The sequence below is a fragment of the Vibrio sp. SCSIO 43132 genome (assembly GCF_019904195.1).
Classification (GTDB): Bacteria; Pseudomonadota; Gammaproteobacteria; order Enterobacterales; family Vibrionaceae; genus Vibrio; species Vibrio nigripulchritudo.
In genome coordinates, this window is sequence record NZ_CP063199.1 from 767,489 (window position 1) to 794,207 (window position 26,719).

25 protein-coding genes are annotated in these 26,719 nt (G+C 47.1%); 15 read left to right on the forward strand and 10 right to left on the reverse strand.

What is annotated here, in order from left to right; all coding sequences use genetic code 11:
- Positions 1-169: 169 nt before the first annotated feature.
- Positions 170-1,075: a hydrogen peroxide-inducible genes activator gene (locus INR79_RS03510; protein WP_004407235.1), complete on the forward strand. Its 906-nt coding sequence runs from the start codon at positions 170-172 to the stop codon at positions 1,073-1,075.
- Positions 1,076-1,081: 6 nt separating this feature from the next.
- Here the strand turns inward: INR79_RS03510 and INR79_RS03515 are convergent, their stop codons facing one another.
- The 3 genes from INR79_RS03515 to INR79_RS03525 form a co-directional block, all read right to left on the reverse strand.
- The gene (locus INR79_RS03515) at positions 1,082-2,077 is read right to left on the reverse strand and encodes a BtrH N-terminal domain-containing protein (protein ID WP_223096018.1); all 996 of its coding nucleotides are present in this window, start codon (positions 2,075-2,077) and stop codon (positions 1,082-1,084) included.
- A 4-nt stretch (positions 2,078-2,081) separates the two neighbouring features.
- Positions 2,082-2,606 (reverse strand): PadR family transcriptional regulator, encoded by a 525-nt coding sequence (locus INR79_RS03520; RefSeq protein WP_223096019.1) that lies wholly within the window; start codon positions 2,604-2,606, stop codon positions 2,082-2,084.
- Between the two features lie 185 nt (positions 2,607-2,791).
- Positions 2,792-3,235, reverse strand: coding sequence for a CBS domain-containing protein (locus INR79_RS03525; protein WP_223096020.1), 444 nt, complete (start codon positions 3,233-3,235; stop codon positions 2,792-2,794).
- Positions 3,236-3,552: 317 nt separating this feature from the next.
- Between INR79_RS03525 and INR79_RS03530 the strand changes: the two genes are divergently transcribed.
- From INR79_RS03530 to secF, 7 genes are all read left to right on the forward strand, one after another.
- A complete protein-coding gene (locus tag INR79_RS03530; RefSeq protein WP_223096021.1) occupies positions 3,553-5,073 on the forward strand; it encodes an alpha/beta hydrolase in 1,521 nt (506 codons plus the stop codon).
- A gap of 182 nt (positions 5,074-5,255) precedes the next feature.
- Positions 5,256-6,431: a S1 family peptidase gene (locus tag INR79_RS03535; RefSeq protein ID WP_045961862.1), complete on the forward strand. Its 1,176-nt coding sequence runs from the start codon at positions 5,256-5,258 to the stop codon at positions 6,429-6,431.
- 175 nt (positions 6,432-6,606) lie between these two features.
- Entirely contained in the window at positions 6,607-7,659 is a 1,053-nt protein-coding gene (queA, locus tag INR79_RS03540) for a tRNA preQ1(34) S-adenosylmethionine ribosyltransferase-isomerase QueA (RefSeq protein ID WP_045961861.1), read from the forward strand.
- 188 nt (positions 7,660-7,847) lie between these two features.
- The gene (tgt, locus tag INR79_RS03545; RefSeq protein WP_004407209.1) at positions 7,848-8,978 is read left to right on the forward strand and encodes a tRNA guanosine(34) transglycosylase Tgt; all 1,131 of its coding nucleotides are present in this window, start codon (positions 7,848-7,850) and stop codon (positions 8,976-8,978) included.
- An 87-nt stretch (positions 8,979-9,065) separates the two neighbouring features.
- Complete coding sequence (yajC, locus tag INR79_RS03550; protein ID WP_004407206.1) at positions 9,066-9,398, forward strand: preprotein translocase subunit YajC; 333 nt, start codon at positions 9,066-9,068, stop codon at positions 9,396-9,398.
- Positions 9,399-9,419: 21 nt separating this feature from the next.
- Entirely contained in the window at positions 9,420-11,276 is a 1,857-nt protein-coding gene (gene secD, locus INR79_RS03555) for a protein translocase subunit SecD (protein ID WP_004407205.1), read from the forward strand.
- A gap of 9 nt (positions 11,277-11,285) precedes the next feature.
- Entirely contained in the window at positions 11,286-12,233 is a 948-nt protein-coding gene (secF, locus tag INR79_RS03560) for a protein translocase subunit SecF (protein ID WP_004407204.1), read from the forward strand.
- A 130-nt stretch (positions 12,234-12,363) separates the two neighbouring features.
- Here the strand turns inward: secF and INR79_RS03565 are convergent, their stop codons facing one another.
- The 3 genes from INR79_RS03565 to INR79_RS03575 all read right to left on the reverse strand — a co-directional run bounded on the left by INR79_RS03565 (position 12,364) and on the right by INR79_RS03575 (position 16,413).
- On the reverse strand, positions 12,364-13,239 hold the full coding sequence (locus INR79_RS03565; RefSeq protein WP_223096022.1) for a U32 family peptidase: 876 nt from the start codon (positions 13,237-13,239) through the stop codon (positions 12,364-12,366).
- Positions 13,240-13,255: 16 nt separating this feature from the next.
- Positions 13,256-14,269, reverse strand: coding sequence for a peptidase U32 family protein (locus INR79_RS03570; protein WP_022549753.1), 1,014 nt, complete (start codon positions 14,267-14,269; stop codon positions 13,256-13,258).
- Between the two features lie 107 nt (positions 14,270-14,376).
- On the reverse strand, positions 14,377-16,413 hold the full coding sequence (locus tag INR79_RS03575) for a putative bifunctional diguanylate cyclase/phosphodiesterase (protein ID WP_004407200.1): 2,037 nt from the start codon (positions 16,411-16,413) through the stop codon (positions 14,377-14,379).
- Between the two features lie 171 nt (positions 16,414-16,584).
- Between INR79_RS03575 and INR79_RS03580 the strand changes: the two genes are divergently transcribed.
- Together INR79_RS03580 and INR79_RS03585 are read left to right on the forward strand one after the other, a co-directional pair.
- On the forward strand, positions 16,585-17,136 hold the full coding sequence (locus INR79_RS03580) for an SCP2 domain-containing protein (protein WP_399457665.1): 552 nt from the start codon (positions 16,585-16,587) through the stop codon (positions 17,134-17,136).
- Complete coding sequence (locus INR79_RS03585; RefSeq protein ID WP_223096023.1) at positions 17,120-17,623, forward strand: GNAT family N-acetyltransferase; 504 nt, start codon at positions 17,120-17,122, stop codon at positions 17,621-17,623. The genes INR79_RS03580 and INR79_RS03585 overlap by 17 nt, the downstream gene beginning before the upstream one ends.
- 61 nt (positions 17,624-17,684) lie before the next feature.
- On the opposite strand, the gene INR79_RS03590 is transcribed toward INR79_RS03585, so the two are convergent.
- From INR79_RS03590 to INR79_RS03600, 3 genes are all read right to left on the reverse strand, one after another.
- Positions 17,685-18,809, reverse strand: coding sequence for a class II histone deacetylase (locus INR79_RS03590; protein ID WP_223096024.1), 1,125 nt, complete (start codon positions 18,807-18,809; stop codon positions 17,685-17,687).
- Positions 18,799-19,968, reverse strand: coding sequence for an MFS transporter (locus INR79_RS03595; protein ID WP_223096025.1), 1,170 nt, complete (start codon positions 19,966-19,968; stop codon positions 18,799-18,801). The genes INR79_RS03590 and INR79_RS03595 overlap by 11 nt, the downstream gene beginning before the upstream one ends.
- Positions 19,969-20,074: 106 nt before the next feature.
- On the reverse strand, positions 20,075-21,049 hold the full coding sequence (locus INR79_RS03600) for a helix-turn-helix domain-containing protein (RefSeq protein ID WP_223096026.1): 975 nt from the start codon (positions 21,047-21,049) through the stop codon (positions 20,075-20,077).
- A gap of 305 nt (positions 21,050-21,354) precedes the next feature.
- Here INR79_RS03600 and INR79_RS03605 point away from each other — a divergent pair, with 305 nt between their 5' ends.
- The 5 genes from INR79_RS03605 to INR79_RS03625 all read left to right on the forward strand — a co-directional run bounded on the left by INR79_RS03605 (position 21,355) and on the right by INR79_RS03625 (position 25,674).
- Positions 21,355-21,657 (forward strand): hypothetical protein, encoded by a 303-nt coding sequence (locus INR79_RS03605; protein ID WP_004407188.1) that lies wholly within the window; start codon positions 21,355-21,357, stop codon positions 21,655-21,657.
- Between the two features lie 283 nt (positions 21,658-21,940).
- The gene (locus INR79_RS03610) at positions 21,941-22,780 is read left to right on the forward strand and encodes a transketolase (protein ID WP_223096027.1); all 840 of its coding nucleotides are present in this window, start codon (positions 21,941-21,943) and stop codon (positions 22,778-22,780) included.
- The gene (locus tag INR79_RS03615) at positions 22,780-23,805 is read left to right on the forward strand and encodes a transketolase family protein (protein ID WP_223096029.1); all 1,026 of its coding nucleotides are present in this window, start codon (positions 22,780-22,782) and stop codon (positions 23,803-23,805) included. The genes INR79_RS03610 and INR79_RS03615 overlap by 1 nt, the downstream gene beginning before the upstream one ends.
- 1 nt (position 23,806) lies before the next feature.
- Entirely contained in the window at positions 23,807-24,721 is a 915-nt protein-coding gene (gene ltnD, locus INR79_RS03620; RefSeq protein WP_223096952.1) for an L-threonate dehydrogenase, read from the forward strand.
- Between the two features lie 47 nt (positions 24,722-24,768).
- Positions 24,769-25,674 carry a D-2-hydroxyacid dehydrogenase gene (locus tag INR79_RS03625; RefSeq protein WP_223096950.1) on the forward strand — a complete coding sequence of 302 codons (906 nt, stop codon included), beginning with the start codon at positions 24,769-24,771 and terminating at the stop codon, positions 25,672-25,674.
- Positions 25,675-25,709: 35 nt separating this feature from the next.
- On the opposite strand, the gene INR79_RS03630 is transcribed toward INR79_RS03625, so the two are convergent.
- Complete coding sequence (locus INR79_RS03630) at positions 25,710-26,678, reverse strand: LysR substrate-binding domain-containing protein (RefSeq protein WP_223096031.1); 969 nt, start codon at positions 26,676-26,678, stop codon at positions 25,710-25,712.
- Positions 26,679-26,719: the final 41 nt, after the last annotated feature.

The following is a 26,719-nucleotide window of genomic DNA, read 5'->3' on the forward strand; positions in this document are numbered from 1 at the left end:
AGTTATTTGCCAACCATTGTGAATTGGCTCCATGTTTCAACGAGACAAACTATAGTACATAAAGTAGGATAGAAAAAAGCGAAATAAATAGATTAAGTTAATCGAAAAAAACGATGAGCTCATTTCGTAATCAATTCATAAAACTCTCATAAAAACGTAAACATATCATATGAATAAGTGGCCAAGTTTAAAGCAGCTGCATTACCTGATTACACTCTTTGAAACCCGACATTTCGGTGAAGCAGCAGAGAAGTGTTTTGTAAGCCAATCAACGCTGAGTAAAGGGATTCAAAACCTTGAAGAGTTGATTGGTTGCCCACTGTATGAAAAGAAAGACAAAAAGAGCCCGCTGGTTTTTACGCCAGTCGGTGACAAAGTTGTGCAACAAGGGCGAGAGCTTTTAGCCAAAGGGCAAGACTTAGTTGAACTGGGCAGCTTGTGTCAGGGGGAGTCAATGCAAGGGCAGCTCAGAGTTGGGTGTATTCCGACCATCGCGCCTTTTCTACTGAGTGATCTGGTTCAGGAAGTGAATCAGCGCTATCCGCAACTCCATCTTTTATTACGTGAAGATACCACCTCCAATCTGCTTACTGCCCTTCGACATGGCGAGTTGGATGTATTGATACTTGCTCTGCCAGTCGATATTGGCGGAATGGAAAGTAAAATTGTCGGAAAAGACCCATTTAGAATGGTCATCAGCGCCAATCAAGCCTCCAACATTCGCGTTCCTATTCGTTACGATGAATTGCCCGATGAGTTTGTGTTTTTGCTTGAGAATGAACACTGCCTGACTGAGCACGCTGTGTCTGCGTGTAAGTTAACCAAGAAAGAGAAAATCAATCCGTTTACCGCGACCAGTTTGCATACATTGGTTCAAATGGTTGCCAATGGTTTGGGTACCACTTTTATTCCTCAAATGGCGATTGAACATGGTTTGCTTGAGAACCAGAACCTTGTTGTGATTGAGCCGCCAGGTCAGCATGCGTATAGAGATATTGGGCTTGTCTGGCGACCAAGTTCCTCACGTCTGGAAAGCTTCCATGTTCTGGCAGATCTTGTGTCTGAAATGCTTTAGAACCAGTCAATCTCCCTTAAACGCATCTTTCAAATTATTCATTACGCGGAATTCCATGTCTGAAAGCTGTTCGAGTAAAGAACAAGCTTTCAGCAAGTGGTGCTCATCTTTCCCTCTTCCTGCGTTGTCAATGTGATACGCAACTTCTGTCCAGTTTTCAGCGATGCTTTTAAAGGCATTGTGCGCGTCTTTGATAGCAGCAATACCAGTCCTTTCATAAGCTTCCAGTAAAAAATCACGATAGAGGTTTCGGAAGATAGCCCCACCAGTGCCAGCTTTTTCCATCAACATGGCGGTTGTTGTGAATTCATATTCCAGGTTGTCACTCTGCCTGAACCATTTTTTTAACTCATGGCTGGTCTTTAATATGCCCTGATAACCAAAGTTTTTGATCGGAGGTGAAAGATGCGTATTGGCGTTGTTGGTAATCGCGACTCGTAGCGCTTCGTCAATCTTCAGTGGCTTATCACTGGCAGAAATTGTGAACATGCGATTTTTCGCCGACATGGGTCCCTTTTCGTTTCGCGCTTTTTCTAAATTGCTTAACGTACACTTCACTTTCCCGTGCTTGGGCTGAGTATCTATCATGTAAGCGAAGTCATCATCAAAGCCATACATGGCAGCGAAATGACCAGCAAAATGGACTTTGGCACCAAAGTAGTCGAGGTGATAACAGTCCAGTTGTAATCCAACCGCAGAGCCCGACTCTAATGCTTGTTGGACATTCTTCCACGCTTTTTGGGTTGAACCAGTCTCTTTAAACTCGACATTCAAATCGAGGTTTTTCGCAAGTCGTTGAGTGATTTCAGCGGGTTTAGTACGACCACCAATGAAAGGAAAATCCATGCCTTTCATATTCCAGTATATGTACCCAAGCCCTTCTCCAAGCCCGAAAAGCATAGGTTCAGAGAGCTCAATATCAATGTGCTTCAATAAATTGCCTATCGCATTGGTTTCACAGTGAACGCCATCAAAAGATTCAAAAGGGGTGAGAATAGCCATGGGATCAAGCCTCGCTCAAATCACGTAATAGTTTATCTGCGAATGCGATTTCCATTTGCAGAGAGTCGAATGAATATTGAAACTGCCAACGTGCTTCTAATGGAAGAGAATCGCCTCCTTGCTGAGGGTATATCTCGCTTTGAAGGCGATATAAATGCGATTCCAATGCCGATTTTCTCGAATTTAATAGTTCCATTCTGGCTTCGGGGGCGAACAGGGATATGGCTGCCAGCCCCAACCTGAATCGTGATTTTTGCTGAGAAACTGTAGTTACCGCTGAATACACTTCGTCGGTTAAGGTTCGAATACCGGGCACTTCCAGTGAATAAATCTTTGGAATCGGTCCTTTACCTTTCTTGCTGGTATCCAGTTGAAAGCTGACGTATTCCTTTTTCAGTAGCTTGTTTAAGCTGACGTAAATGGAAGTCATGCCTACATCCGCCCACTCACGAAAACCACGTTGTTCAACTAGCCGGTTTATCTCATAGCCGGACATTGAACCTTCACTTTCTAAAAGATGTAGGAGCATCAGCTCTGCATTGGAAATCATAAAACACGTAATCTATCACTAATACACTATTTAAATATAACACTAGTGAAATATTTAAATAGAGATTTATTGTTTCATTTGTAAGAAGTGAAGTAGATAAGAGCGCTGACGATGTGTCAGCGCAGGTTGTTTAAGGTCAACAGCTCCTAGGTATAAGAGAGCACTTAAAAGTCTGCTGCTTCTGGCTCTGTTTCTTCCTCAATTTCCAGCAAGTTAATGGCAATGCCTACAAAATCCGTATCGGTAATGATACCGACCAAGATGCCTTGCTCTACAACAGGCAAGCATCCTATTTTGTGTTTTTGCATGTAAATGGCACTTTCTTTTAAGCCAGCTTTAGGGGCGACCGTTATGACATTTGTCGCCATCACTTTGTCTAACGGTGTTGTCAGTGTGTAGGAATCTGATGTGGCTTTTTGGGTCAGTACCGATTCCTGAGCGGCAAGCACATCACGTTGGGAAACAACGCCTAAAAGTCTGGCGTCGGTATCGATTATCGGAACATGTCGAATATCATGTTCTGCCATTAGGTTTTTGGCATTTAGTAGGGAATGAGACCGCAAAAGAGTATGAGGGTTGCGAGTCATCATATCTTCAATTTTGATCATCTCGACCTCCTGCTTATTGTCTTCCTACCTTCAATATAGGTAGGAATCTGCATATGAACTGGGAGGTGAATCTCTATTTTAGGTTAATTTTTCAAAAGAATCGGGGAGGGATAATCGGGATCAATTTACCGAACAAAACTATCAATTAGCCCAATTAATTTCATGCAGTTGATCGCATATTTTTGTATCAGTGCTTCGATGCATTCTTCGGGATAAATCAGACTCTGAAGGGGTAGGGCTACGTGCTACAAAGCACGTATTCAATACCAATAAATGGATTCAAGGAATACCTTTCCCAATAACAATGAAGGACTGACATGAAAAAGATACTCTCACTGGCGGCACTCTCAGTGCTCGTCAGCAGCTTACCTGCCTACGCTAATGAACAAGAACCTCAACTGCCTGATGTACTGCTTAACCTTTACCTGTCTGGACAACCGACAGCACCAGGAAAGCATTGGGATGCCAGTATGGGATACCTGAAACACCATGATGCTCGTTTGCAGGAGCTACTTCAGAACCCTGAAAATAACCCCGAACTTGAGTACCTGAAACAGAACGCAGCGTACTGTTTTCGCGCGGTGTACGCTCAAAATGGACCTGAATTTTTGCCTAAGTTGTACCAAAGACATGGTCAGTGTCTGACAGTTGATGCTGCAAATGCAGGTCGAGACTGGTACTACTCTGACAGCCAATGTCAGAACGGTTTGGAGTACAAGAATGAAGCTGCGGTAAATTACTGTGTCAGAGACTTTGATTACCGGGGTGAAAATTACGGTAACAGTCAGAATTTAAACTACGTTCAGGATGCGTGGATGCCAGGTCATCACGCCGCACTCCCAATTTCAACGCTTGATCACGATCTTACTGAACTTCCTTTATTGCAACGCAATACCTACAAAACCACTTATGGTGATCGTGGAGCGTGTCATCTGGAAATGCGCGTGTATAAAAATGCAGATCTGCAAAATGGTACGCCTCTTGTGATGATTCACGGTGGTGGATGGCTACAAAGGCTTGAAACAGGTCGTTCTGCTGAAACTCAGATTGCTCACTTTACCAAAGCTGGTTTTGTGGTTTACATGCCGTTTTACCGAATTGCTGGCGAGCTTGGAGATGCGGGACCTGCGTGTAATGGTGTCACCATTGAAGACAGTAAACAGGATATTAAAGACGCGTTTCGATGGGTTCAGGCAAACAATTACAAATTCACCCAGAGTGATAAATCTGTCCGGGTCATGGGGCAGTCTGCTGGTGGTCATATGTCTGTATGGCTTGCTCAGCAATTCCCTGGCGTGATTGAGAAAATTGCGCCAATGTTCCCGGTTCCCGATTTCGCGCATCAGTTGAAAGAAGTTCAGAACCACGAGTATCTTTCTCGATGTGACTCGGCAGATAAAAATACGCTGGACTGTAACTACATTGGCTGGATGATTACAACGCTAACGGGCAAGACTCATTGGGATGAATTAACGGGTTCAGAGCCAATCATCACGAAAAACAGCCTGCTGCAAGCTGTCGAAGCGGATCCTCAAAACACACCAGCAATGTTCATTACACATGGGATGGCGGATGAAATTGTGTCGGTGAGTCAGGCATTGAGACTATGTAACGCAGTAAGTGGAGATATTGAGAACGGACCAGCGCAGAAAGCCAATTTGCAATTTGTTGATCAAAGAGAAGTGATTCAGTGTGCAAATGGCAGTGAGCTGCACTTGCTGGAGAAAGCAGGTCATCACTTTGATACCTGTGGTAACGGACTTTGTGATGTTGGTGGAGAGGTAGGTGTTACGGCAGCAAGGCAGACTCTGACAGACATGATTGAATGGTTGAAATAGACCAATCTTCAATGCCCTCCAAAGGAGGGCATTTTTGCGACTCATAAAGCGGTTTTGTGAAAATTTTTCTTTTTATAAACAAGCGATTATATGTCACGTCTCGCATAAGTATTTTTTGATGGTTCTTTGCACAAAATGAATCTTTCACACTGTGGCCAGAAAGGTTAGTTCAAGGCATAAACATGAAAAAAATTCTAGCAAGTATGGCTATAGCGTCTGGTTTATTAAGCACAAGTGCGTCTGCCATAGTTGAAGGTACAGTGGTAGCCGATGCGACATCGGGAAACCGTGTTTCGATTCGCTCGGGTGACATGGCAGAAATGCCGTTTTGTGGTGGTACATTAGTGGCTGAACATTGGGTTCTGACCGCTGCCCACTGTGTCGTTTTTCCACTGGATAACGGGCAATATAAAGTCAGCCACCCCAGCGACATTACAGTTACGGTCCGATCCAAATCTTTGAAAGGGGCTGTAGCGCGTGATTTTTACATGGCGAGCCATGTTGTTGTGCACCCGCAATACAGCGATGCAGCAAAAATCATCAAAAAATCGGATGGAAGCAGTATAGTGGAGCGCCTGGCGCTGGACAATGATGTTGCTTTGATTCGTCTTCAACTACCTGTTGCCGATGTTACACCAGTTAAACTGGCATCTTCTGCAGAAATGAGTGAAATAGAAACTCGTTTAAATAAAGAATGGGAAGATGCTCAGACGCCCGAAAACACAACAAACAATAATAACCGACCATCCAATACCGATGCATTTGGATGGGGATATACCGATCCAAGTGCCAGCAAGCGTACGGATGAGCTGTTAACAACCCGCCTGGCGTTTTACCCAACGGCGGAGTGTTTTGTCAGACTGCTCACCATTCCAGAGCTTGCCTTTATTATTGATTCAGGCGCTAACCAAACCAAGATTTGTACCCTTCCAACACAAAAATTCACGCTGGATGAAGATGTAGGTACTGTTTACGGCAATGATACCTGTAAAGGTGATAGCGGTGGTCCGCTGATGGCGAAGAAAAACAACGGTGACGATGTTCAGGTCGGCATAGTGAGTGGCGGACCGTTCGTTACGCCAACATGTGGGGCGTTCACCAAGCCTGCGTTTTACTCGAAAGTCAGCACCTACTATTCTTGGATCTACGGCTACGTCAATGCCACAAGCCTGCCGGGTAGTGCCGTTACTAAACCCAACATTGTGATTGAAGCGGAAGAACAGGCAGACAAAGAATCGAAATGCAACAACAGCATCTCTACAGCAAATTGCAATTTTAAACAGCCGGACGGGGCTTCTGCTCCAGGGTTGTGGTTCCTGATGGCAATCGGTCTTCTTGGCTGGATTCGCCGAAAATAACTCTTCATAACGCCACTCTCGGGAGTGGCGTTTTTCATCGACCAATCAACGCACTGTCAATGACGGGATACGCCCGTTTACAATAAAGCACTGCGCAAAGCTTGCTATTGACTTTATCACGCCTATACTACCTGTCCTGCGTAATTCTCAGTCATTTTTATAAAGACCAAAAGCAATGCAAGTATCCGATTTTCACTTCGAACTTCCAGATGAGCTTATTGCTCGTTACCCTCAGCCTGAACGTACGGCTAGCCGACTGCTTCAACTCGACGGAAACAGCGGACAAGTCACCGATGGCACTTTCAAAAATGTACTTGAACAGGTACAGCCAGGCGACTTATTGGTATTCAATAATACCCGTGTGATTCCGGCACGCATGTTTGGTCGCAAGGCATCGGGAGGTAAACTCGAAGCGTTGGTTGAGCGTGTACTGGACGAACACAGCATTCTTGCGCACGTTCGCTGCTCTAAACCGCCAAAGCCAGGTACAGAATTGTATTTGGGTGAAAATGACGAATATCTGGCAGAAATGGTGGCTCGCCATGACGCTCTGTTCGAGATCAAGTTCAAGTCCGAGAAAAATGTGCTGGATATCCTAAACGATATCGGGCACATGCCATTGCCACCATACATTGACCGCCCGGATGAAGATGCAGATAAAGAGCGGTACCAGACGGTTTACAACGAAAAACCGGGGGCTGTTGCTGCGCCAACTGCTGGTTTGCATTTTGATGAAGAATTACTGGAACAAATCAAAGCAAAAGGCGTCGAATTTGCGTATGTTACTTTGCATGTCGGCGCAGGAACCTTCCAGCCTGTTCGCGTAGAGAACATCAATGACCACCATATGCATGCGGAGTATGTAGAGGTACCGCAGGAAGTGGTGGATGCCATTTCTGCAACCAAAGCACGTGGTGGGCGCATTGTCGCGGTTGGGACAACATCGGTTCGCTCACTAGAAAGTGCAGCTCAAGAGTCCATCAAGAAAGGAACAGAACTCGCGCCTTTCTTTGGTGACACGGAAATTTTCATTTACCCGGGTTACGAATACCAGTTGGTGGATTGTCTTATTACTAATTTCCACTTACCTGAATCCACTCTCATCATGTTGGTAAGTGCCTTTGCTGGCTACGACAACGTAATGAAAGCTTACGAGCATGCTGTGAAAGAAAAATATCGCTTCTTTAGTTACGGCGATGCGATGTTTATTTCCAAAAAGCGTGGCTAATCAGACATTCAACGGGAGTATTTCGATATACTCCCGTTTGTTTCACTCAAGGAGCCAGTGAAATTCATTAGGAAAGGATAATCCTGTCATACTCCGTCCATAGAGTATGAAGGAGCGCGACCAGCTAAAGCTGATTGGCGCACAGTAAGTAAATAGTCAGATTGTTTCTCTGGCGTATTGGAGGCTTCGTGAAACTTAAGTACGAACTAAAAAAAACAAATGGCAATGCTCGTCGTGGTCAACTGACCTTTGAACGCGGCTCAGTACAAACCCCGGCATTCATGCCAGTGGGTACCTACGGTACTGTGAAAGGGATGACACCGGAAGAAGTGAAAGGAACCGGTGCTGAAATCCTGCTTGGTAACACTTTCCACTTATGGCTTCGCCCTGGTCAGGAAGTAATGAAAATGCATGGTGACCTGCACGATTTCATGAACTGGCACGGTCCTATTCTTACCGATTCAGGCGGTTTTCAGGTATTCAGCCTGGGTGATATTCGCAAGATTACTGAAGAAGGGGTGCATTTCCGTAACCCGGTAAACGGTGACAAGATCTTCATGGATGCAGAAAAGTCCATGGAGATTCAAAAAGATTTGGGTTCAGATGTCGTGATGATTTTCGACGAATGTACGCCATACCCAGCGACTCATGACGAAGCTAAGAAGTCGATGGAGATGTCATTACGCTGGGCACAGCGCAGCCGTGATCACTTCGATAAGCTGGAAAACCCGAACTCACTGTTTGGTATTGTTCAGGGCGGCGTTTACGAAGACCTGCGTGATGTCTCCGTTAAAGGGCTGACGGACATCGGCTTCGACGGTTATGCTGTTGGTGGTTTGGCGGTAGGTGAACCAAAAGAAGACATGCACCGAGTGCTTGAACATACTTGCCCTCAATTACCGATAGATAAGCCTAGATACCTGATGGGCGTTGGTAAACCAGAGGATTTAGTGGAAGGCGTACGCCGTGGTATCGACATGTTCGACTGTGTGATGCCTACACGAAATGCGCGTAACGGACACTTGTTTGTCACTGGTGGTGTGATCAAGATCCGTAATGCGAAACATAAAACGGATACAACACCTTTGGATCCTGAGTGTGACTGTTACACTTGCAAAAATTATTCAAAGGCATACCTGCACCATTTAGATCGCTGTAATGAGATTCTGGGTGCAAGGCTGAATACTATCCATAACCTGCGTTACTACCAACGCGTAATGGAGAGTATTCGAAACGCTATCGATGAAGATCGCTTCGACCAGTTTGTTGAAGAATTTTACGCACGTCGCAATCGCGAAGTGCCACCGTTAAATAAATAGTTGTTCGTGCTGCCTGGCTCTTGAAAGCCAGGCAGTGTGTCCCAATTTATTGACTACTAAATAAAATAATATAGAGGATGTTTCTCAATGAGTTTAATTTCTGTTGCACACGCCGCGGGTGAGGGTGCTCCACAAGGTGGTGGTTTTGAAATGATCATCATGTTGGGTATGTTTGCGGTGATTTTCTACTTCATGATTTACCGCCCGCAAGCCAAACGTGCAAAAGAGCACAAGAACCTGATGGCTGGTATGCAGAAAGGTGATGAAGTGCTAACGAATGGCGGTCTGGTTGGTAAGATTTCTAAAATCTCTGAAGACAACGACTACATCTCGATTGCACTGAACGACAATAACGAAGTAACCATCAAGAAAGACTTTGTTACCGCTGTGCTGCCAAAGGGTACACTGAAATCTCTATAAAACAGCTAAAGGATCCTCGCTGTGTTAAACCGTTATCCATTGTGGAAGTATCTGATGGTGGTGCTCGTCATCCTCGTCAGCGCATTGTATGCACTTCCAAACATTTATGGTGAAGATCCGGCTATTCAAATTACTGGGGCACGTGGTGCCTCAGTCGATATGTCAACGCTGGATGCTGTTACCGAAGTTCTTGAAAAAGAAAATCTCCCTAAGAAATCCATCGCGCTTGAAGATGGTTCCATTCTTGTTCGCTTTTTAGATACCGATACTCAAATCAGTGCGCGTGACGCGATCAACTCTGAGCTAGGCAAAGATGCCATCGTGGCACTGAACCTGGCACCAGCGACTCCAGAATGGTTGGATGCCATTGGAGCGACTCCAATGAAGCTGGGTCTGGACCTGCGTGGTGGTGTTCATTTCCTGATGGAAGTGGATATGGACGCAGCGATGGAAAAGCTGGTCGGTCAGCAAGAAGAAGCTTTCCGTAGTGAGCTTCGTGAAGAACGTATTCGTTATCGTGCAATTCGAAAATCTGGCAATGAAGCTGTTGAAATTGTTCTGCGAGATGAAGAACAGTTAGAACAGGCTGAGCGTCTTCTTAAACGAACGCATCAGGACATGATTTTCATTGATACCAGTACAAGCAGTCGCTTCTCCCTTCGTGCGACCTTTACTGAAGAGCGTTTGCAGGAAATCCGCAACTACGCCGTTGAACAGAACATCACTATTCTTCGTAACCGTGTAAACGAACTGGGTGTTGCTGAGCCATTGGTTCAGCGTCAGGGCGCAAGCCGCATCGTGGTTGAATTACCGGGTGTTCAAGACACGGCACGTGCTAAAGAAATTCTGGGTGCGACCGCAACGCTTGAATTCCGTGAAGTCGATGACAAAGCTGACCTTGCAGCCGCTGCACGTGGTCGTGCGCCAGCAGGCAGTGAAATCAAGTTTGATCGTGATGGCAGACCTGTTGTTCTGAAAAAACGCATCATTCTTGGTGGTTCAAGCATTACTGATGCAAGCTCCAGCGCTGATGAATATGGTCGTCCACAGGTTAACATTAACCTGGACAGCGAAGGCGGCAGCAAGATGTCCAGCTTCTCTAAGAAGAACGTGGGCAAGCTGATGGCTACCGTATTTGCTGAATACAAAGACAGTGGTCGCCGTACTCCAGAAGGCAAAGTCATTCTGGATAAGCACGAAGAAGTCATCAACCAGGCAACTATCCAGACTGCTCTGGGTCGTAGCTTCCGAATCACCGGTATCGATTCTGCTGCCGAAGCACACAACTTGGCGTTGTTACTTCGCGCAGGTGCGCTGATTGCGCCTATCTCTATTGTAGAAGAGCGTACAATTGGTCCATCAATGGGTCAGCAAAACATCGATATGGGTATTCAGGCATGTATCTTCGGCTTAGTCGCTGTAATGCTGTTCTGTCTGGTTTACTACCGTAAGTTTGGTGTGTTTGCCAACCTGGCTCTGATTGCCAACATCATCCTTATCATTGGTGTGATGTCGATGATCCCTGGCGCAACCATGACGCTACCGGGTATCGCAGGTATCGTACTGACGGTTGGTATGGCGGTGGATGCTAACGTACTGATCTTTGAGCGTATCCGTGAAGAATTGCGAGATGGTCGTAACCCTCAGCAAGCGATTCATCAGGGTTATGCGAACGCATTCAGTACCATTGCCGATGCCAACATCACCACTCTGATTACAGCAATTATCCTATTTGCTGTTGGTACAGGTGCTATCAAAGGTTTCGCCGTTACGCTGTCTATCGGTATTCTGACCTCCATGTTTACTGCCATTATTGGTACACGTTGTGTCGTGAACCTGCTTTACGGTGGTAAGCGAATCAACAAGTTGTCGATCTAAGGAATTATCATGTTTCAGATATTGAAAACGGAAAAAACGATCGACTTCATGCGTTGGTCGAAAGGGGCATTTTTCCTTTCAGTAGTTTTGATCATCGGTGCAATTGGTACTCTGGCAAGTAAAGGGTTGAACTGGGGCTTAGACTTCACTGGCGGTACGCTGATCGAAGTCGGCTTTGAGCAACCTGCAAACCTTGAAGAAGTACGTGCGGCACTTGAAGCGAAAGGCTTTGGTGATGCCACTGTGCAGAACTTTGGTTCATCTCGTGACGTAATGGTTCGCCTTCGCCCACGTGATGACGTAAAAGGTGAAACGCTGGGCAATCAGATTCTGGATGCCATTAAAGAAGGCACAGGTGAAAACCTGGAAATGCGTCGTATCGAATTTGTTGGTCCTAACGTTGGTGACGAGCTTACCGAAGCGGGTGGTCTGGCAATTCTGACGGCGTTGATCTGTATTCTGATCTACGTATCGATTCGATTCGAGTGGCGTCTGGCTGCTGGTGCGGTATTGGCACTGGCACACGATGTCATCATCACCTTAGGTGTGTTCTCCTTCTTACAAATCGAAGTAGACCTAACCATTGTCGCCGCCTTGCTCACCGTAGTCGGGTACTCGTTGAACGACACCATTGTTGTATTCGACCGTATCCGTGAAAACTTCCGCAAAATGCGTAAAGGTGAGCCTGCTGAAGTGATGAACAACTCCGTAACTCAAACACTAAGCCGTACTTTGATCACCTCTGGTACAACGTTGTTTGTGGTTATCGCCCTGTTCACACAAGGTGGTGCAATGATCCACGGATTTGCAACAGCACTTCTACTGGGTATTACCGTTGGTACGTATTCTTCTATCTACGTTGCATCGGCACTGGCACTCAAGCTTGGCATCACTCGCGAGCACTTAATGCCACCGCAAATAGAAAAAGAAGGCGAAGAACTGGAAGAGCTGCCTTAAAGCGCTTTCCATCCGATTCTGGGCTGATTTCGGTTCAGAATCGGTAAACAGTTTATTACTGATTTTGTAAAAAGGTCTGATTTCGATGTTTCTCGAAATCAGACCTTTTCCGTTTTGAGGGATATAGATTTTAGCTAACAGTATTCAAACCAGCGATTTGATGCCAGTAGCCGTTGCAGTCTCGGTTATTAAGCGACACAGGTTGTGTGCCATCTTCATTATTTTTGAATTGTTCGATGACCTTGAGTGATTCCATACCAAGCGGACTAAGGCGAACCACGTCGACCAGATTTTGCATGCCAGCCAGATCGTTTATCAGGTTGTAGCAGTAGCCTGATTGAGTCTGAATGCCATTTAATGTAAAGACTTCTTGCCCTTCCTGACTACTGACTTTTAATCCGTTCGGGTATCGGATACAACAGGTCTCGCATTCATCTTTGGGGCGGTTTTCCGCTCTTGCCGTGAAGCATCTTGCGGAATAGGCGAGGGGAAGATACCCGTGACCAAACACCTCCACTTCAAACTGATTGCGAATACCGAGTTGCTCTGATTGCTGAAGGACATTGTTCAGCCAGTCTCGAGACAGTTCCACGGGCATACACCAGCGAATCATCCCTTGTTTAAGAAACAGTTTCAGAGTGTGCGCGTTGTATGCGTTGATAGCGGGACCGACAATAAAAGGAACGCCTTTCTCCGATGCCAACTGAATGGCAGATACGTCATTCGCTTCAATCGCAAAATCACCATTGTCGACGTATTTTTTCATGATATTGACTTCGCTAGGCGCTTCCAACAGTGCCATGGTCGACAACACTACCTGCTTTCCTGAGCCAGCAAGGTCTTTGGCCATTTCCAGCCAGTCTTTCATTTTTACCAGCCTGCGCTTGGAGCAGACACTCTCACCAAGATAAACGATGTCCGCCTGACTAGACTGGGCTTGGTGATAAAAACTTTCGACGTCATCCTTCTGCCAGAAATACAGCAGGGGACCTAGAGCATATTTCATTGTTGTTGATTCCTGCTTACTGCCATTTTCGATGGTAAGCGCCCAAAGTTGTTTGGGTGCCTTCAGATACGTTTGCTAACGCCGCGTCCCATGATTCTTCTACTCGGTATAAATCAGGAGAGGCTTGATAGCGATCGATGGCAGCGCGCCAGGTTCGGGTAACTTGCTCGACATACGCAGGGCTTCTCTGGCGTCCTTCAATCTTGACGGAAGATACATTCGCGGCAAACAGCTCTGGAATCAATGAAAGAGTATTCAGGCTGGTTGGTTCTTCAAGTGCATGGTAGCGCTTGTGCTCGCCATCGATTTCCGCATCAAACCTGCCTTTGCATAATGTCGGATACCCGGCATTTTCACCTTCACCATAACGGTCAATCAGGATGTCATTTAAGCGTGACTCCAGACCTTTCTCGGTTTCCTGCCAGCGGACAAATTTGGCAGGTGAACAGGCTCCCACCGTATTTGGAGATTCCCCCGTCATGTAAGAAGACAGATAGCAACGACCTTCCGCCATAATGCAAAGGCTGCCAAAAGCGAACACTTCCAGTTCGACATCACTGGTCATATTACGAGCCAGTTGTTTGACCTGATGAATGGACAGAACGCGAGGCAAGACCACCCGCTTCACATTGAAGTTTTTATGATAAAAATCGATGGACGCCACATTGGTCGCCGACGCCTGAACGGACAGGTGAAGTTCCAGGTGCGGATATTTAGAAGCCGCGTAGTCGAGCACTGCAATATCCGCCACGATCAGTGCATCAACTCCGAGTTGAGCGGCAGTATCAACAGCCGTTGTCCACCTTTCAAACCCATTAGGGTGAGCGAAAGTGTTTAGCGCGACATGAATCTTTTTGTGATTGTCGTGCACATACTGCACGGCTTTATCCAGTTTTTTTCCAGTGAAATTCAGACCAGCGAAATGTCGGGCGTTGGTGTCGTCTTTGAACCCGATATAAACCGCATCGGCACCACAGTCGATGGCGGTTTTCAGAGCGGGTAAATTGCCAGCAGGGCATAGCAGTTCCATACGCTCGTTACCTTTGATTTTAATTGTTAGTAATCGAGCATTTTAAAAGCTTTGGCAGGACGGGATTTGATATAAGGCAGTTTTTACTCAGATTCGCTTGGGAGATATCAATTCTTGTGTCGGCGGTTCTGAACCAGCAATTCTTCGATGTCTTGTTTTGGTAATGGACGGTAGAAGTGGTAACCCTGAATGGAGTGACAGTTCAGATTAGAAAGCAAAGTTGCCTGCTGAGTGGTTTCGACACCTTCCGCTACCACAACCAGGTTCAGAGACTTGCCGAGATTAATGATATTTTCAATTACGGTAAGCTGTTTTGGCAGCGTGTCTAAATCGGTAATGAAGGCTCGGTCTATTTTCAATTCGTCCAATGGGAATCGGGCAAGATAAGACAAAGAGGAGTAACCCGTACCAAAGTCATCAATAGAAAGGGCAAAGCCAAGATTTTTGATGGCGTTAAGCATTTGCAGTGTGTGGTCACTGTCACTCATCACGGCACTTTCTGTCAGCTCGAACGTAATGCAGCTTGGATCAAGTTCCGTAGTGCTAAGCAGCTTTTCCATGTAGTCGATAAGCTTAGGGTTACCAAACTGTTCAGGGGAAAGGTTGATCGCCACTCGACCGGGTAAAATACCCTGCATTTTCCAACGCTTAACCGTTGAGAATACTTCGCGCATCACCACACGACCCAAGTGTTCAATCAAGCCAGCCTTTTCAGCGACTGGAATGAATGCGCCCGGGCTGATGTAACCCTCAACCGGGTGTTTCCAGCGAACCAGTGCTTCTGCGCCATTGATGCTGAAATCACGCGCGTTTACTTTAGGTTGATACCAGACTTCCAAACCGTTCTGTTGCAGCGCTTTTTGCAATTCAATTTCCAGCCACAGACGCATGCGCGCTTCTTTGTTCATCTGGTCGTTGAATTTGATTAAGCGGTTGCGACCTCTGTCCTTCGCTTCGTACATCGCGGTATCGGCGTTTTGCAGCAAAATACGCGCATCATGCCCGTCTCCTGGGTAGCACACGCTACCAATTGAGCAGGCTAAACGCTTACTAAAGTGGTGAAGGTCAAAAGGCTGGTTAATCAGAGAGATAATGCGTTCCGCAAGTTGATCTACTGTGCGGTTGTGGTCTGGTTCAGGAAGGATGATGCCAAATTCATCTCCCCCTAAATGACCGAGTACCGCTTGCACTGGCAGAAGACGTTGTAAACGGGAAGAAACTTCTTTGATGACTTTGTCGCCAATGTGATGACCGAGGGAGTCATTGATGTTTTTGAAGTTATCAATGTCCAGATACAGCATCACTAATGGCGTTTCGTTTTGAATAAATTGCTCTAAACGTTTAGTGAAACCAAAGCGGTTGTAGAGCTTGGTCAGTGAATCGATATGCGTTTCGTTCTGACCGATGGAGGAGTCATTTGCCGCTTCATCCAGCCCCTGTACCAATACAATATGAGATTGGTTTCCTAGTAAGCTGGTGAGCTCTGCCTGTAATGAAACGCGTCTTTCAATGCCGCAACGGGCACCCGTTAAACAGGTCAGGTGAGTTTCAGCCACCATGTTGACGAGTTGATTGCCAAAGGTACGCTTGGTTTTTTCATCAATAAACAATCGGCTTAGTTCTTCACCCAACAATTCGGTAGAAGAGTTAAAACCAAGCAAACGCGCTGCCGAAGCATTGGCGGAAATGATGCAGCCATCTTCAACTAACAAAAGCCCGTTAGGAAGCAGTTCTGTCAGCTTTGAAAATTTGTTTTCAGATTCTTCTAAAGAACGTACAAGTATTTGTTTTTCAGAGGTATCTATCGCATGAAATGCAATGTATTCGACCGTGTGATCACCGATAACCGGAGAAAGACTGAAGTGAAGACTGGTTTCCAAACTGTGGTCATTCAAAGTGATTTCGGCTTCCACCGATTCCCCTTCAAATGCGCGTTCGTAGTACGGTTTCAGATTGCGGTAAAAGGCTTCGCCAAGCACTTGCGTGTCTCGCATGCCAACCAATTCATCGCTTTCTAAGCCTGCAATTTCACAATATCGGGCATTCACCATGCGGTAATTGTGTTGCCTGTCCAAAATGGCAAAGAAAAACGGACTGTGATCAGTGAGTTTTGAAAACCAGTGTTGTAATTGTTCTGTTGGCATCAATCTGTTACCGAGTCTCCGGGGGAGGTAAAGCGAACACCTACGGGTGCGGGTCGATAAGTTAACTATAACCTTGATATACGAGATGTTAAAGCGATCCAAGGCCTAGCTGAGCTTTTTTTGATACATAACATAAATTCGAGACAAACATTGCTCTACTATTGCATGGATATGGCATTTCAGAGAGATATTATCGTGTTTAACCTATTGCGCACCAAGTTAGTGCATAACGCTGCTTCCATTTTGAGATCTCCAGTCCAATTCTTACCTGAAACACTACAAAACAAGGCGATGCTAGAAGGCTTAAAACAAGTCTTCCAAGAAGCGCTGGAAGACGGCGATTTTGAATTTTTACAAGACAAATGGCTGAAAGTTGAAGTGACGGATTTGGGGCTTCAATGGTTTATCAGCTATAACAATGATGCGCTGGTCGTAAAACGAGACTCTGAGTGCCAAGATGTAAGTTTCAGTGGTTGCCTGAATGATTTGGTTCTCATTGCCGGAAGAAAAGAAGACCCTGATACCCTGTTTTTCCAGCGCAGATTGAAAATCGAGGGTGACACCGAGCTCGGTTTGGAAGTAAAAAACTTAATGGACAGTGTGGATTTGGATGCGTTGCCGAAACCACTTAACACTTTGCTAAATCAATTAGCCGACTTTGTACAAAAAGGGCTACAATCACCGCCCGACAACAAAGAGGTGATGAATGCTTATTCGAACTGAAGCACCGGCAGACATTCTGCCAATCCAACAACTGATTAAACAAGCGTTTCCGACTCACGCTGAAGCAGAGCTGGTTAGCCGTCTGATGGAAAATGGACAAAGAACGCTATCGCTGGTGGCATGCAGTGATGAAGGTGAAGTTGTGGGTTACATTCTGTTTAGCCCGGTTACTCTGGATCAGCAAGATTTCAACTGGCAGGGACTGGCTCCACTGGCGGTTAAAGAAGAGTACCGCGGTCAGGGAATTGCTTCGGAGTTAATTAAAGAAGGCTTGTCTTCTCTGGCAGAGCTGGGATACCCAGTATGTGTCGTGCTTGGTGAGCCTGAGTTTTACGGTCGCTTTGGTTTTGAAAGTGCAGCTAAATATGGCATGGACACTCAGTGGGAGTTACCGGAAGGCGCTTTCCAAATTCAGGAACTGAGGGAAGGCGAATTAGACGGGAAGTCGGGAAAAATCTTTTACAGCCAAGAGTTTTCAGAATTGTAAAAGCATCAGAATCATTCAGAAGGGAGCCGATTGGCTCCCTTTTTCATTGATGTACAAGACGCTAGGTGTGTTTTAGTAAGTCGAAACGCTCCGACATAGCTAGAATCTTCTCGCGTTGGAGCTGAACGAAGTCTTGGTCGGGTTGCTGAGCACAAATTAAATCCAGTAACGGGTCTTCAACGCCTGTTCTTATATCGGTCATTGCTTCCATGACGGCGAGCCCGCAAAATGGCACATACGCTTCTGAATAGCCGCCTTCGTGAACCACAATCAACCTGTTCTCGCAGTGTTGATTCGCAACCTCCATCGTCATTTTCGTCATTTGACGATACGTATCGCTGTGCGCCAGCATTCTGGCTAGTGGGTCGACACCACTAGCATCGTAACCGGATGCAACAAAAATCAGTTCAGGCTGATACGCATGAAGCGCCGGAATCACGATGTTTTCCATGGCATCCAGATAACTTTGGTGACCACCACCCGGCATCAGCGGAACGTTGATGTTCTTTCCTTGCCCATTACCTGACCCTGTATCTTCCACACCGCTGTAACCTGGTGGAAAGCAGCCTTGCTGATGGATAGATATCGTCAGCACATCGGAACGCGAATAGAAAATATCTTGTGTGCCGTTCCCGTGGTGAACATCCCAGTCAATAACCGCTATGCGATTTACTCCGTATTCAGATATCGCGTGTTCCGCTGCAACGGCGATGTTGGCAAGCAGGCAAAAGCCCATAGCTTTATCGGCTAAGCAGTGGTGACCTGGTGGTCGCGAAAGGGAATAGGCGTTTTTCCATTCACCTCGCATTACCCTGTCTACGGCTGAACACGCTAATCCTGCCGATTGGCTGGCAATCTCATAGCTCCCCTTGCCAAATGGGGCGTACAGACCAAGCTCGCCCCCTTTCTGGTCACTGAGCGATTTAAATTCATTCAGGTAGTGCTCTGGATGAACTTTAAGAAGCTGTGCCTCAGATGCGGGTGGGGCGCTGCTCATTGCTAAGTGCGACGATAGCCCAGAAGCTTCTAACAGATTTTTAAAGCGTCGCTTTGTTTCGGGAGACTCGGCATGACCGCCTGCAGCCATTGGTTGCACCCAGTCGCCAATAGGAAGAATCAGTGCATGCTCACCAGCGGTATGCCAGAAACAGCGTTCGTCATAGAGAAATCCGGTTTTACTGCTCATGTTGGGCTCCTTTGATAGGTTGAGAAGAAGAGTGAGTGGCGTTTTGGACAAAAACCAAAAGTAAGAAAGAAATGAGCGCGGTAATGCAGGCAACAATAATCAACTGGTCGATGGTTACACCTGCTTCAAGCATGTGTCCAAATATCAAAGGTCCTATTGCCAGCCCTCCGCCAATCACCAAATTGGTACTGTTCATCAGTTGTCCTTGATGATCGATTCTGGCAAGCGTGGCTAAGATAAAGGGCAGGGCAAGAGTCCAGGCGAACTTGAAAAGAAAAGTGGCGTTAGAATATATGAGCTCACTTTGTTGCCTGAGCAGGTAGGTTCCAGCGATCATCATGCCAAACCCGGCAAACAAAGGAAGAAAGCGCCCCCAGCGGTCACCAACCCAGGAGGCGCACAAAGCGCCAGCAATTCCGAAAATCGTGGCAATTGCCAGAATGTCACCAGTTCGTTCCGCAGACAGAGACAACCGCTCAGCGAACATACCTGAAAACGTCCACACGCCATTCAGACTCACGTAGAAAAGAAGCACGGCAGCGAGTCCTGCAAGCGCCAGCGTCCCCAGCTTTTGTCCGGAAGCTTCTTCTTTCTGCTGGCTGCTTGTCACAAATCGATGGCTCAGGGGCAAACAGCACAACACAATGGCTGCCAATATCCAGTAGCCCACCTTAAGACCATAGCTTTCAAACAATCCCGGTAAGAAAGCCAGCCCAATGGCACCGACGACAAGTTGCCCGAGCACCCACAATCCGTAAACCCGGTCTGGGTTTTGGGTGTGAGATGCCGCCGACAGGCAAATGATCATTAGCGAACCGCCCGCCAGCCCACTCGCAAACCTCATTGCCATCAGGCTTTCAGCACTGCTCATCCACCCGCTGATGACGTTACATAAGACAAATACAGCTATCCAGACTCGAACCAGATTTGACCAGCTAAACCTGTGCAGCCAATACCAGGCTGGCAAAGTAGCGAGGCTCATTCCCGCCAGTTCGGAGGAAATCACACTGCCGATTTGGGCAGGACCTAACTGATATTCTTGCGCCAACTGAGCTGCGATTGCAGGGGCAACCATCAATATCGTTGGCATGAAAGCGGCAATGATCACCAGAGCGGTAACCATGCGAATTTCATCTGGGGCGGAACTTGTGTTTCTCATAGCGTTGTCGTTTTTGCTGATTTCAGAGTGCACGAACCCTTAGCAAGCCAAAGGCGTTGCTATGATTTGTGTTTTGTTGATTTAGGTATTCTTGCGTGGAATGCGTTTAATGCAGAGACGATTGCATCAGTCGCACTAATTCTGCTTTGTTATGCACATTGAGTTTTTGATACATAGAACGGATATGATGCCGAACTGTGTTGGGTGCGATGTCGAGTTCTCTGGCGATCATTTTGTAAGTCATGCCTTCATTCATTAGTCTGGCAACACTCATTTCCCGGCTGGACAAATGGTCTGCCTGATCTCTTAGTCTGGCTTGAAGCAATAAGAGCCCGCCTATGCGATCAAGGCTGATTGAGATGTGTTGACCAGAGAATTCAGACTGACACCACTCCTGAGGTAACTGCGGACCTTTCCAGTCTGGAATTTCCTGCAATATAAGCTGAGTGAAGGAAGGCTCAGACATTTGCAGAATACCTTTGTTATCGCAAATGGCGAACGCCACTCTCTGAGGATTGACGGATTCACGAAGGTTGTACAAAGTCCGAAGCTGATTGGTTGCCATTGCAGAAACAAGATGAGGCATCAGGTTACTAAGAAGCGCAATATCCTGTTGAGTGAAATCCGGTTCATGACGTTGTCGGTACAGAGCCAGGTGATCACAAAGCTGAGTAACGGGATCAATCGCGATAACACAAAGTAATTGATCAATATGATGATTTCTCCCTAGCTGCTTGAGCTCTGCTGGAGTTTCATCGTCAGAAAAATCAATGATAATGGCTTTTCCCGGAGCGTCGAACACTCGCTCAACCGTGATGTCATTTTCACGCATCGCTTTCCATTCTGTCAGGTATGCGTCGGTCAGGTTTTTTAGATGAGTACTGTGCAGGTGAGGTCCGTCATTATGAATGGAGGCTCTTCCCCACCAGGCGCTGGAATGCGGCAAATGCAGTTCAATCTCTTCCAAAACGTTACGCTGGAAATCCTCCAGACTGGAGTGACGAGCGATATCGTAGATCGCAAGGAGCGTTTCACTAAAGGCGGTAAGATGACAATCTTTTAACTCAGAATTGCTCGCCATTTTTGACTCCTTATCCAGACAATTTTCGATGTTTAGTCAGAAAGTTTGTTTAACATTTTGTTTACACTAGCACGTAAGAAAATTGCACACTATCGTTCAAATGCAGGATGCCTTTTCTCGCTTATTTAGCATGGCTTTCTGTGCGTTCGGAGCTCAAATTTTTTTCAAGATTTAATTTGATAGTAATCAATTTCTTATTCACTTTAAGTGAAATTTTCCTCAATCTTCTCTCTCAAGCTCAGTCTATTGACTATACTGTTTTAGCGGTTGTGAACGGTTTGATTGGGAAATAGGGAGAGGTTTCTATGCTGGCTAGACATTTAGATTGTGCTCTGAACGATGTGTCTCATTCCAAGGCACACATTGAAGTTAACCCGATTGGTACGGTGGCAGTAGAAATTAAAGAAAGCCACCAGAGCCTGAAAACTGAATTTGATTCATTGCGATTCGAACGTAAAGGAAATGTTACGGAATTGGTTGGGCAAACTCCCAACGCAAGAACGGGCAAAACGTGGCGGCTACCACTTTGCCACCGTGACGCACGAGTTCTTCAGGAATGCATTGATGATGCAACAGAAGAGTTCGAAATCCTGATGCGCGATCTCTAACAACGTCATTTATTCTCTATGTTTGGAGCACTTCGGTGCTCCTTTTTTATGCCCATTTTTCAGCAAGCTTCCTTTTTCTGTCTCTGATTTAGTTTAGAAATTCTAAACAACTGGTCACTTTTCTTAGCTTTTTTCCCATTCTTCGATACGCAAAGATAAATGCAATGTTAACGGTTTATTAACAAGTTGCCTGTGAGGAAGCGAGCGCTGAGTGTTCAGTGGCAAATCGCACAGGGCGTATTCCAGCCGTTAGCTTTGTATTCAAAGTAAGGACAACGAAAAAATGGAATCTAAACAAGCAGATATTCAAGCGTTAGAGCATCGTGCCTACAAGATTCGGCGCAATGCGCTCCGAATGGGGCAGGTACAGGGGCAAGGTTACATTGCGCAGGCGCTGGGCTTTTCCGATGTGTTGGCAGTGTGTTATTTCCACGCGCTCAACTATCAGGCAGATAACCCAGAATGGGAAGGAAGAGACCGACTTTATCTGTCTATCGGTCACTACGCCATTGCGCTTTATGCGGCGATGATTGAAGCCGATATTCTTCCAGAAAATGAGCTGGAAACGTATGGATGTGATGACAGCCGAATGCCGATGTCGGGCATGGCAGCGTACACACCCGGAATGGAAATAACAGGCGGGTCACTCGGACATGGGCTAGGCATTGCGGTAGGGGCAGCGCTTGGCTTGAAACGAAAACAGTCCGAGTCGTTTATCTACAACCTCCTGTCCGACGGGGAACTTGGGGAAGGCTCCACCTGGGAGGCTGCCATGTCCGCATCGCATCATAAACTCGACAATATTATCGCGGTGGTCGATTTTAACAACCAGCAGGCTGATGGTCCGTCTCAGGACATGCTTTGCTCCGAGCCTCTTGATGACAAGTGGCGCGCATTTGGCTGGCATGTTCAGCGTATTGATGGCAACGATCTTTCTGAAGTGATCAAAGCGTTCGATACTGCGCGCAATCTGGATGCTGCACAGCCCAGAGTGATTATCTGCAATACCAAAATGGCCAAAGGTGTGCCGTTTTTGGAGCAACGAGAAAGGAATCATTTCCTGCGTGTGGAAGCAGATGAGTGGGATAAAGCCATCGAGATTTTGGATGCAGGGAGATCATAATGAGAAAGTCCAAGTATGAACCAAGAACACCTGCACCTGCTGGTGAAAGGCAACGCACCTCGGCGATGATAGCGTCGCTGGCGGCGGAAGGTATGCCAACCATCGCTGCGCCATTTGGCCATGCTCTGAATGAGGTGGCGAAAAATAATGACAAAATTGTCGGGCTGACAGCGGATCTGTCCAAATATACCGATCTGCATGTTTTTGCCAAAGAAAACCCAGACCGTTTCTACCAGATGGGCATGGCAGAGCAGGTGATGATTTCCGCGGCGGCGGGGCTTGCGAGGGAAGGATTTACACCTTTTGCCACGACCTATGCCGTATTTGCTTCACGCCGAGCTTACGACTTTATCTGCATGGCGATTGCGGAAGAATCGCTGAACGTGAAAATCGTCTGTGCGCTGCCGGGGCTGACGACAGGATACGGTCCAAGCCATCAGGCAACAGAAGACATTGCGATATTCCGTGGTCTGCCAAATCTGACCATTGTGGATCCTTGTGATGCCACTGAAATTCAGCAGGCGACCCATGCCATCGCCGAATATCAGGGTCCGGTTTACATGCGTTTGCTACGCGGGCAGGTGCCGGATGTCCTCAGTGAATACGGTTACCAGTTTGAGCTGGGCAAAGCCAAAACCATTATTGATGGGAGTGATGTGCTCTTTATTTCGACCGGGCTGATGACCATGCGTGTTCTGGAAGCGGCCAAACAATTGAAACAAGACAACGTTTCCTGTGGCGTATTGCATGTGCCAACCATTAAGCCGTTGGATGTTGAAACCATTAAGCGCGAAGCCAGTAAATCCGGGCGATTGGTGGTGATCGCAGAAAATCACAGCCGGGTCGGTGGTTTAGGTGAAGCCGTGATGAGTGAATTACTGCTCAATGGCATTCACGCTCCATGCCGCCAAATCGCATTGCCAGATGCTTTTCTGGATGCGGGGGCTTTGCCAAGCCTGCATGATCAGTATGGCTTGTCGGTTTTGCGAGTTGTTTCGCAGGTCAAGGACTGGTTAGGTGACTGATATGACGGCACAGGTTTCATTAATCGGGCTTGGCTCCATGGGACAAGGCATGGCACGCAACATTATCGGCAGCGGTATTGCATTGCGTGGATATGATGTGTCTTCCGACGCACTCACGCGCTTTCAGTCTATCGGAGGCTCTCCCTGTTCTTCTGTGTCCGACGCTGCTGAGTATTGCGATCTGTTGGTGCTGATGGTGGTGAATGCGGTTCAGGCAGAAGAAGTCCTGTTTGCTCAGGGCGCAGCCAAAAACATGGCAAAAAATGGGGTGGTGATGCTGTGCTCTACAGTCTCGCCATCCGACACTCGCAAAATAGCGGCTCAGCTCACCTCTTACAATCTGGTGTTATTAGATGCGCCAGTATCTGGCGGAAAAGTGGGGGCAGACTCAGGCACATTAACCGTCATGGCATCAGGGTGTGAGCACGCATTCCAGCAGGCAGATGGTGTGTTAAATGCCATCAGCAAAAAAGTGCATCAACTTGGTATTGATCCCGGAATGGCCTCCACCTACAAAGTGGTGCATCAACTGGCGGCTGGCGTGCATCTCGTGACTGCGGCAGAGCTGATTGCCCTAGGGGCGAAAGCGGGGTGCGATGTAAAAACCTTGTTTGATATTGTGTCGACGTCAGCGGGGAACAGCTGGATGTTCAGTGACCGTGTGCCTCACATGCTGGACGAAGACTTCACACCTCGCTCCATGGTGGACATTTTTGTCAAAGACTTGGATTTGGTGCTGCAAACCGGAAAAGATCTTCAGGCGGCTCTGCCATTGAGTTCTGCTGCACATCAAATGCTGGTGGCCGCTTCGGGGATGGGGCATGGCAAGCTCGACGATTCTGCTGTGGTGAAAGTGTATGAAGCCTTGATGGACCATTCGCTCAATTCGGCTCAAAACTCGGAGGTGAAGTCTTGAAACGCATCGTATTTCTTGATCGGGACACCATAGGACCCGGCGTTGAAATGACCAAACCCAGCTTTGAGCACCAGTGGGTTGAGTATGGAAAATCGCGTCAGGATCAGGTTGTTGAGCGCTTAGCCGACGCCGATATTGTTGTGACCAATAAAGTGCCCATTCGTGAAGAAACTCTTGCGCAGCTTCCCGGTTTAAAAATGGTGGCGGTGGCAGCAACGGGCTACGACGTGATTGACCTTGATGCCTGTAAAGCCCGAGGCATCACGGTTGCCAATGTTCGTGGTTATGCTGTGAATACCGTTCCCGAGCACACTTTTTCACTGATTCTGGCTCTGAGACGCAGCTTGGTCGGATACCGTCAGGATGTGATTGATGGCGAATGGCAAAAGAGCGAGCAGTTTTGCTTTTTTAACCATGATATTCAGGATTTGGCGAACTCAAGACTTGGCATTATTGGCTCTGGTGCGATAGGACAAGCTGTGGCAAAAATCGGTCGTGCGATGGGCATGGAAGTGGTGTTTGCTGAACGCAAAGGGTCGGAAATGTGCAGGGAAGGCTATCTGCCATTTGGGGAAGTCATTGAAACCAGTGATGTGATTTCTCTGCATTCGCCGTTAACACCAAATACACGGGATATGATCAGCGAAAAGGAGCTGACATGGATGAAACCGTCGGCGATCTTGGTCAATGCGTCACGTGGAGGGCTGATTAATGAGTCGGCGTTGGTGAAAGCGATCAAAGACAAGCAGATTGCCGCTGTCGGCTTGGACGTTCTGACTCAGGAACCGCCTCGCAACGATCACCCTATCTTCGAAATTGCCTCATTGCCCAATGTGATAGTGACACCGCATACAGCCTGGGCATCTCTGGCAGCGATGCAGGAGGTGTGGCGACAGGTTATCGATAACATCGAAGGACATGTCGAAGGTCGTTCTACGGGGAATGAAATTTAAGTTTCCTCAACTCCCACAACTCTCTCTGCTCCGGTTTAGCTTGATATTACTTCAGGCTGAAAAGGAGCAGAGCCAGTGACCCCAAGTGTCGTCAGTATGCTTTGTTTTTCGGATTCATGCTGGTTGGCTTCGGACTCTATCCACTGGACGAAGCGTTTCACTGAGGTGTGATTGAGGTAGCGAGCCGGACAAATCAGCCAGTAGGTTTCAAAGTCCAGGGTGCCGAGGTCGGGAAACAGTGGAACCAGAGTACCGGACTTTAACTCTTCCATTGCCAGAGTTGCGGTTTCCAGTACCACGCCCAACCCGTCTTTGGCAGCTTGTAAGGACATGGAAGAACGATCAAATCGCAATCCGTGAAGGTCATCAACATCGGCGATTTTTTTCGCCTGCAGCCAATTTCGCCATGTTACTTCCGCCTTCACTGTGTGGATCAGGCTGCTGCTCGCGAGTAGCTCACTCGGCGATTCCCCTTGATTTTTCTGCGCAAACTCAGGGCTGCACATCGGCAATACGCGATCTGTAATTAACGACTGACTGTAAAGCGTTGGGGGCGGAGCAAGACCATAGCGAATCTCTAGATCGACTTTTTCTTTGTCGAAGTCCGTCAGCTCAGAGGTCGCATCAATGTGCAAATCCATATCGGGATTCGACTGCACGTAGTGCGACAGCCTTTTGCTGAGCCATCGAACTCCGAAACTGGCGGAAACGCGGATCATCAGGCGTTGGTATTCCCGCTGGTTAGTCAGCCGTATCTGAGCATCTTTGATCATTCGAATCGACCCGGAAGCTGCGTGGTAAAAGCGTTCTCCCTGTTCCGTCAGAATCAGACGTTTCTTGACCCGGCGAAACAGCATCACGCCCATTTGCTCTTCCAAGGTTTTTATTTGCTGGCTCACTGCTGAAGGGGAAACCTGCAGTTCTTCAGCCGCCAGATTCACACGCGAATGCCGGGCGACGGCTTCGAAATACATCACAGCATTCATGTTTAAGTGTCTCGACATACCCATCTCTTTTAAGAATTTCTTAACTGATTCTGGATGAA

Coding starts and splice junctions, on each gene's coding strand:
- INR79_RS03585 (WP_223096023.1), top strand. CDS start 17,120: ATGCTTATTCGAACTGAAGCACCGGCAGACATTCTGCCAATCCAACAA.
- INR79_RS03605 (WP_004407188.1), top strand. CDS start 21,355: ATGCTGGCTAGACATTTAGATTGTGCTCTGAACGATGTGTCTCATTCC.
- secF (WP_004407204.1), top strand. CDS start 11,286: ATGTTTCAGATATTGAAAACGGAAAAAACGATCGACTTCATGCGTTGG.
- INR79_RS03600 (WP_223096026.1), bottom strand. CDS start 21,049: ATGGCGAGCAATTCTGAGTTAAAAGATTGTCATCTTACCGCCTTTAGT.
- ltnD (WP_223096952.1), top strand. CDS start 23,807: ATGACGGCACAGGTTTCATTAATCGGGCTTGGCTCCATGGGACAAGGC.
- INR79_RS03535 (WP_045961862.1), top strand. CDS start 5,256: ATGAAAAAAATTCTAGCAAGTATGGCTATAGCGTCTGGTTTATTAAGC.
- INR79_RS03590 (WP_223096024.1), bottom strand. CDS start 18,809: ATGAGCAGTAAAACCGGATTTCTCTATGACGAACGCTGTTTCTGGCAT.
- INR79_RS03630 (WP_223096031.1), bottom strand. CDS start 26,678: ATGTCGAGACACTTAAACATGAATGCTGTGATGTATTTCGAAGCCGTC.
- INR79_RS03575 (WP_004407200.1), bottom strand. CDS start 16,413: ATGCCAACAGAACAATTACAACACTGGTTTTCAAAACTCACTGATCAC.
- INR79_RS03515 (WP_223096018.1), bottom strand. CDS start 2,077: ATGGCTATTCTCACCCCTTTTGAATCTTTTGATGGCGTTCACTGTGAA.
- INR79_RS03565 (WP_223096022.1), bottom strand. CDS start 13,239: ATGAAATATGCTCTAGGTCCCCTGCTGTATTTCTGGCAGAAGGATGAC.
- INR79_RS03510 (WP_004407235.1), top strand. CDS start 170: ATGAATAAGTGGCCAAGTTTAAAGCAGCTGCATTACCTGATTACACTC.
- INR79_RS03580 (WP_399457665.1), top strand. CDS start 16,585: ATGGCATTTCAGAGAGATATTATCGTGTTTAACCTATTGCGCACCAAG.
- INR79_RS03625 (WP_223096950.1), top strand. CDS start 24,769: ATGACCAAACCCAGCTTTGAGCACCAGTGGGTTGAGTATGGAAAATCG.
- yajC (WP_004407206.1), top strand. CDS start 9,066: ATGAGTTTAATTTCTGTTGCACACGCCGCGGGTGAGGGTGCTCCACAA.
- INR79_RS03570 (WP_022549753.1), bottom strand. CDS start 14,269: ATGGAACTGCTATGCCCTGCTGGCAATTTACCCGCTCTGAAAACCGCC.
- INR79_RS03525 (WP_223096020.1), bottom strand. CDS start 3,235: ATGATCAAAATTGAAGATATGATGACTCGCAACCCTCATACTCTTTTG.
- INR79_RS03520 (WP_223096019.1), bottom strand. CDS start 2,606: ATGCTCCTACATCTTTTAGAAAGTGAAGGTTCAATGTCCGGCTATGAG.
- INR79_RS03595 (WP_223096025.1), bottom strand. CDS start 19,968: ATGAGAAACACAAGTTCCGCCCCAGATGAAATTCGCATGGTTACCGCT.
- INR79_RS03530 (WP_223096021.1), top strand. CDS start 3,553: ATGAAAAAGATACTCTCACTGGCGGCACTCTCAGTGCTCGTCAGCAGC.
- queA (WP_045961861.1), top strand. CDS start 6,607: ATGCAAGTATCCGATTTTCACTTCGAACTTCCAGATGAGCTTATTGCT.
- INR79_RS03615 (WP_223096029.1), top strand. CDS start 22,780: ATGAGAAAGTCCAAGTATGAACCAAGAACACCTGCACCTGCTGGTGAA.
- INR79_RS03610 (WP_223096027.1), top strand. CDS start 21,941: ATGGAATCTAAACAAGCAGATATTCAAGCGTTAGAGCATCGTGCCTAC.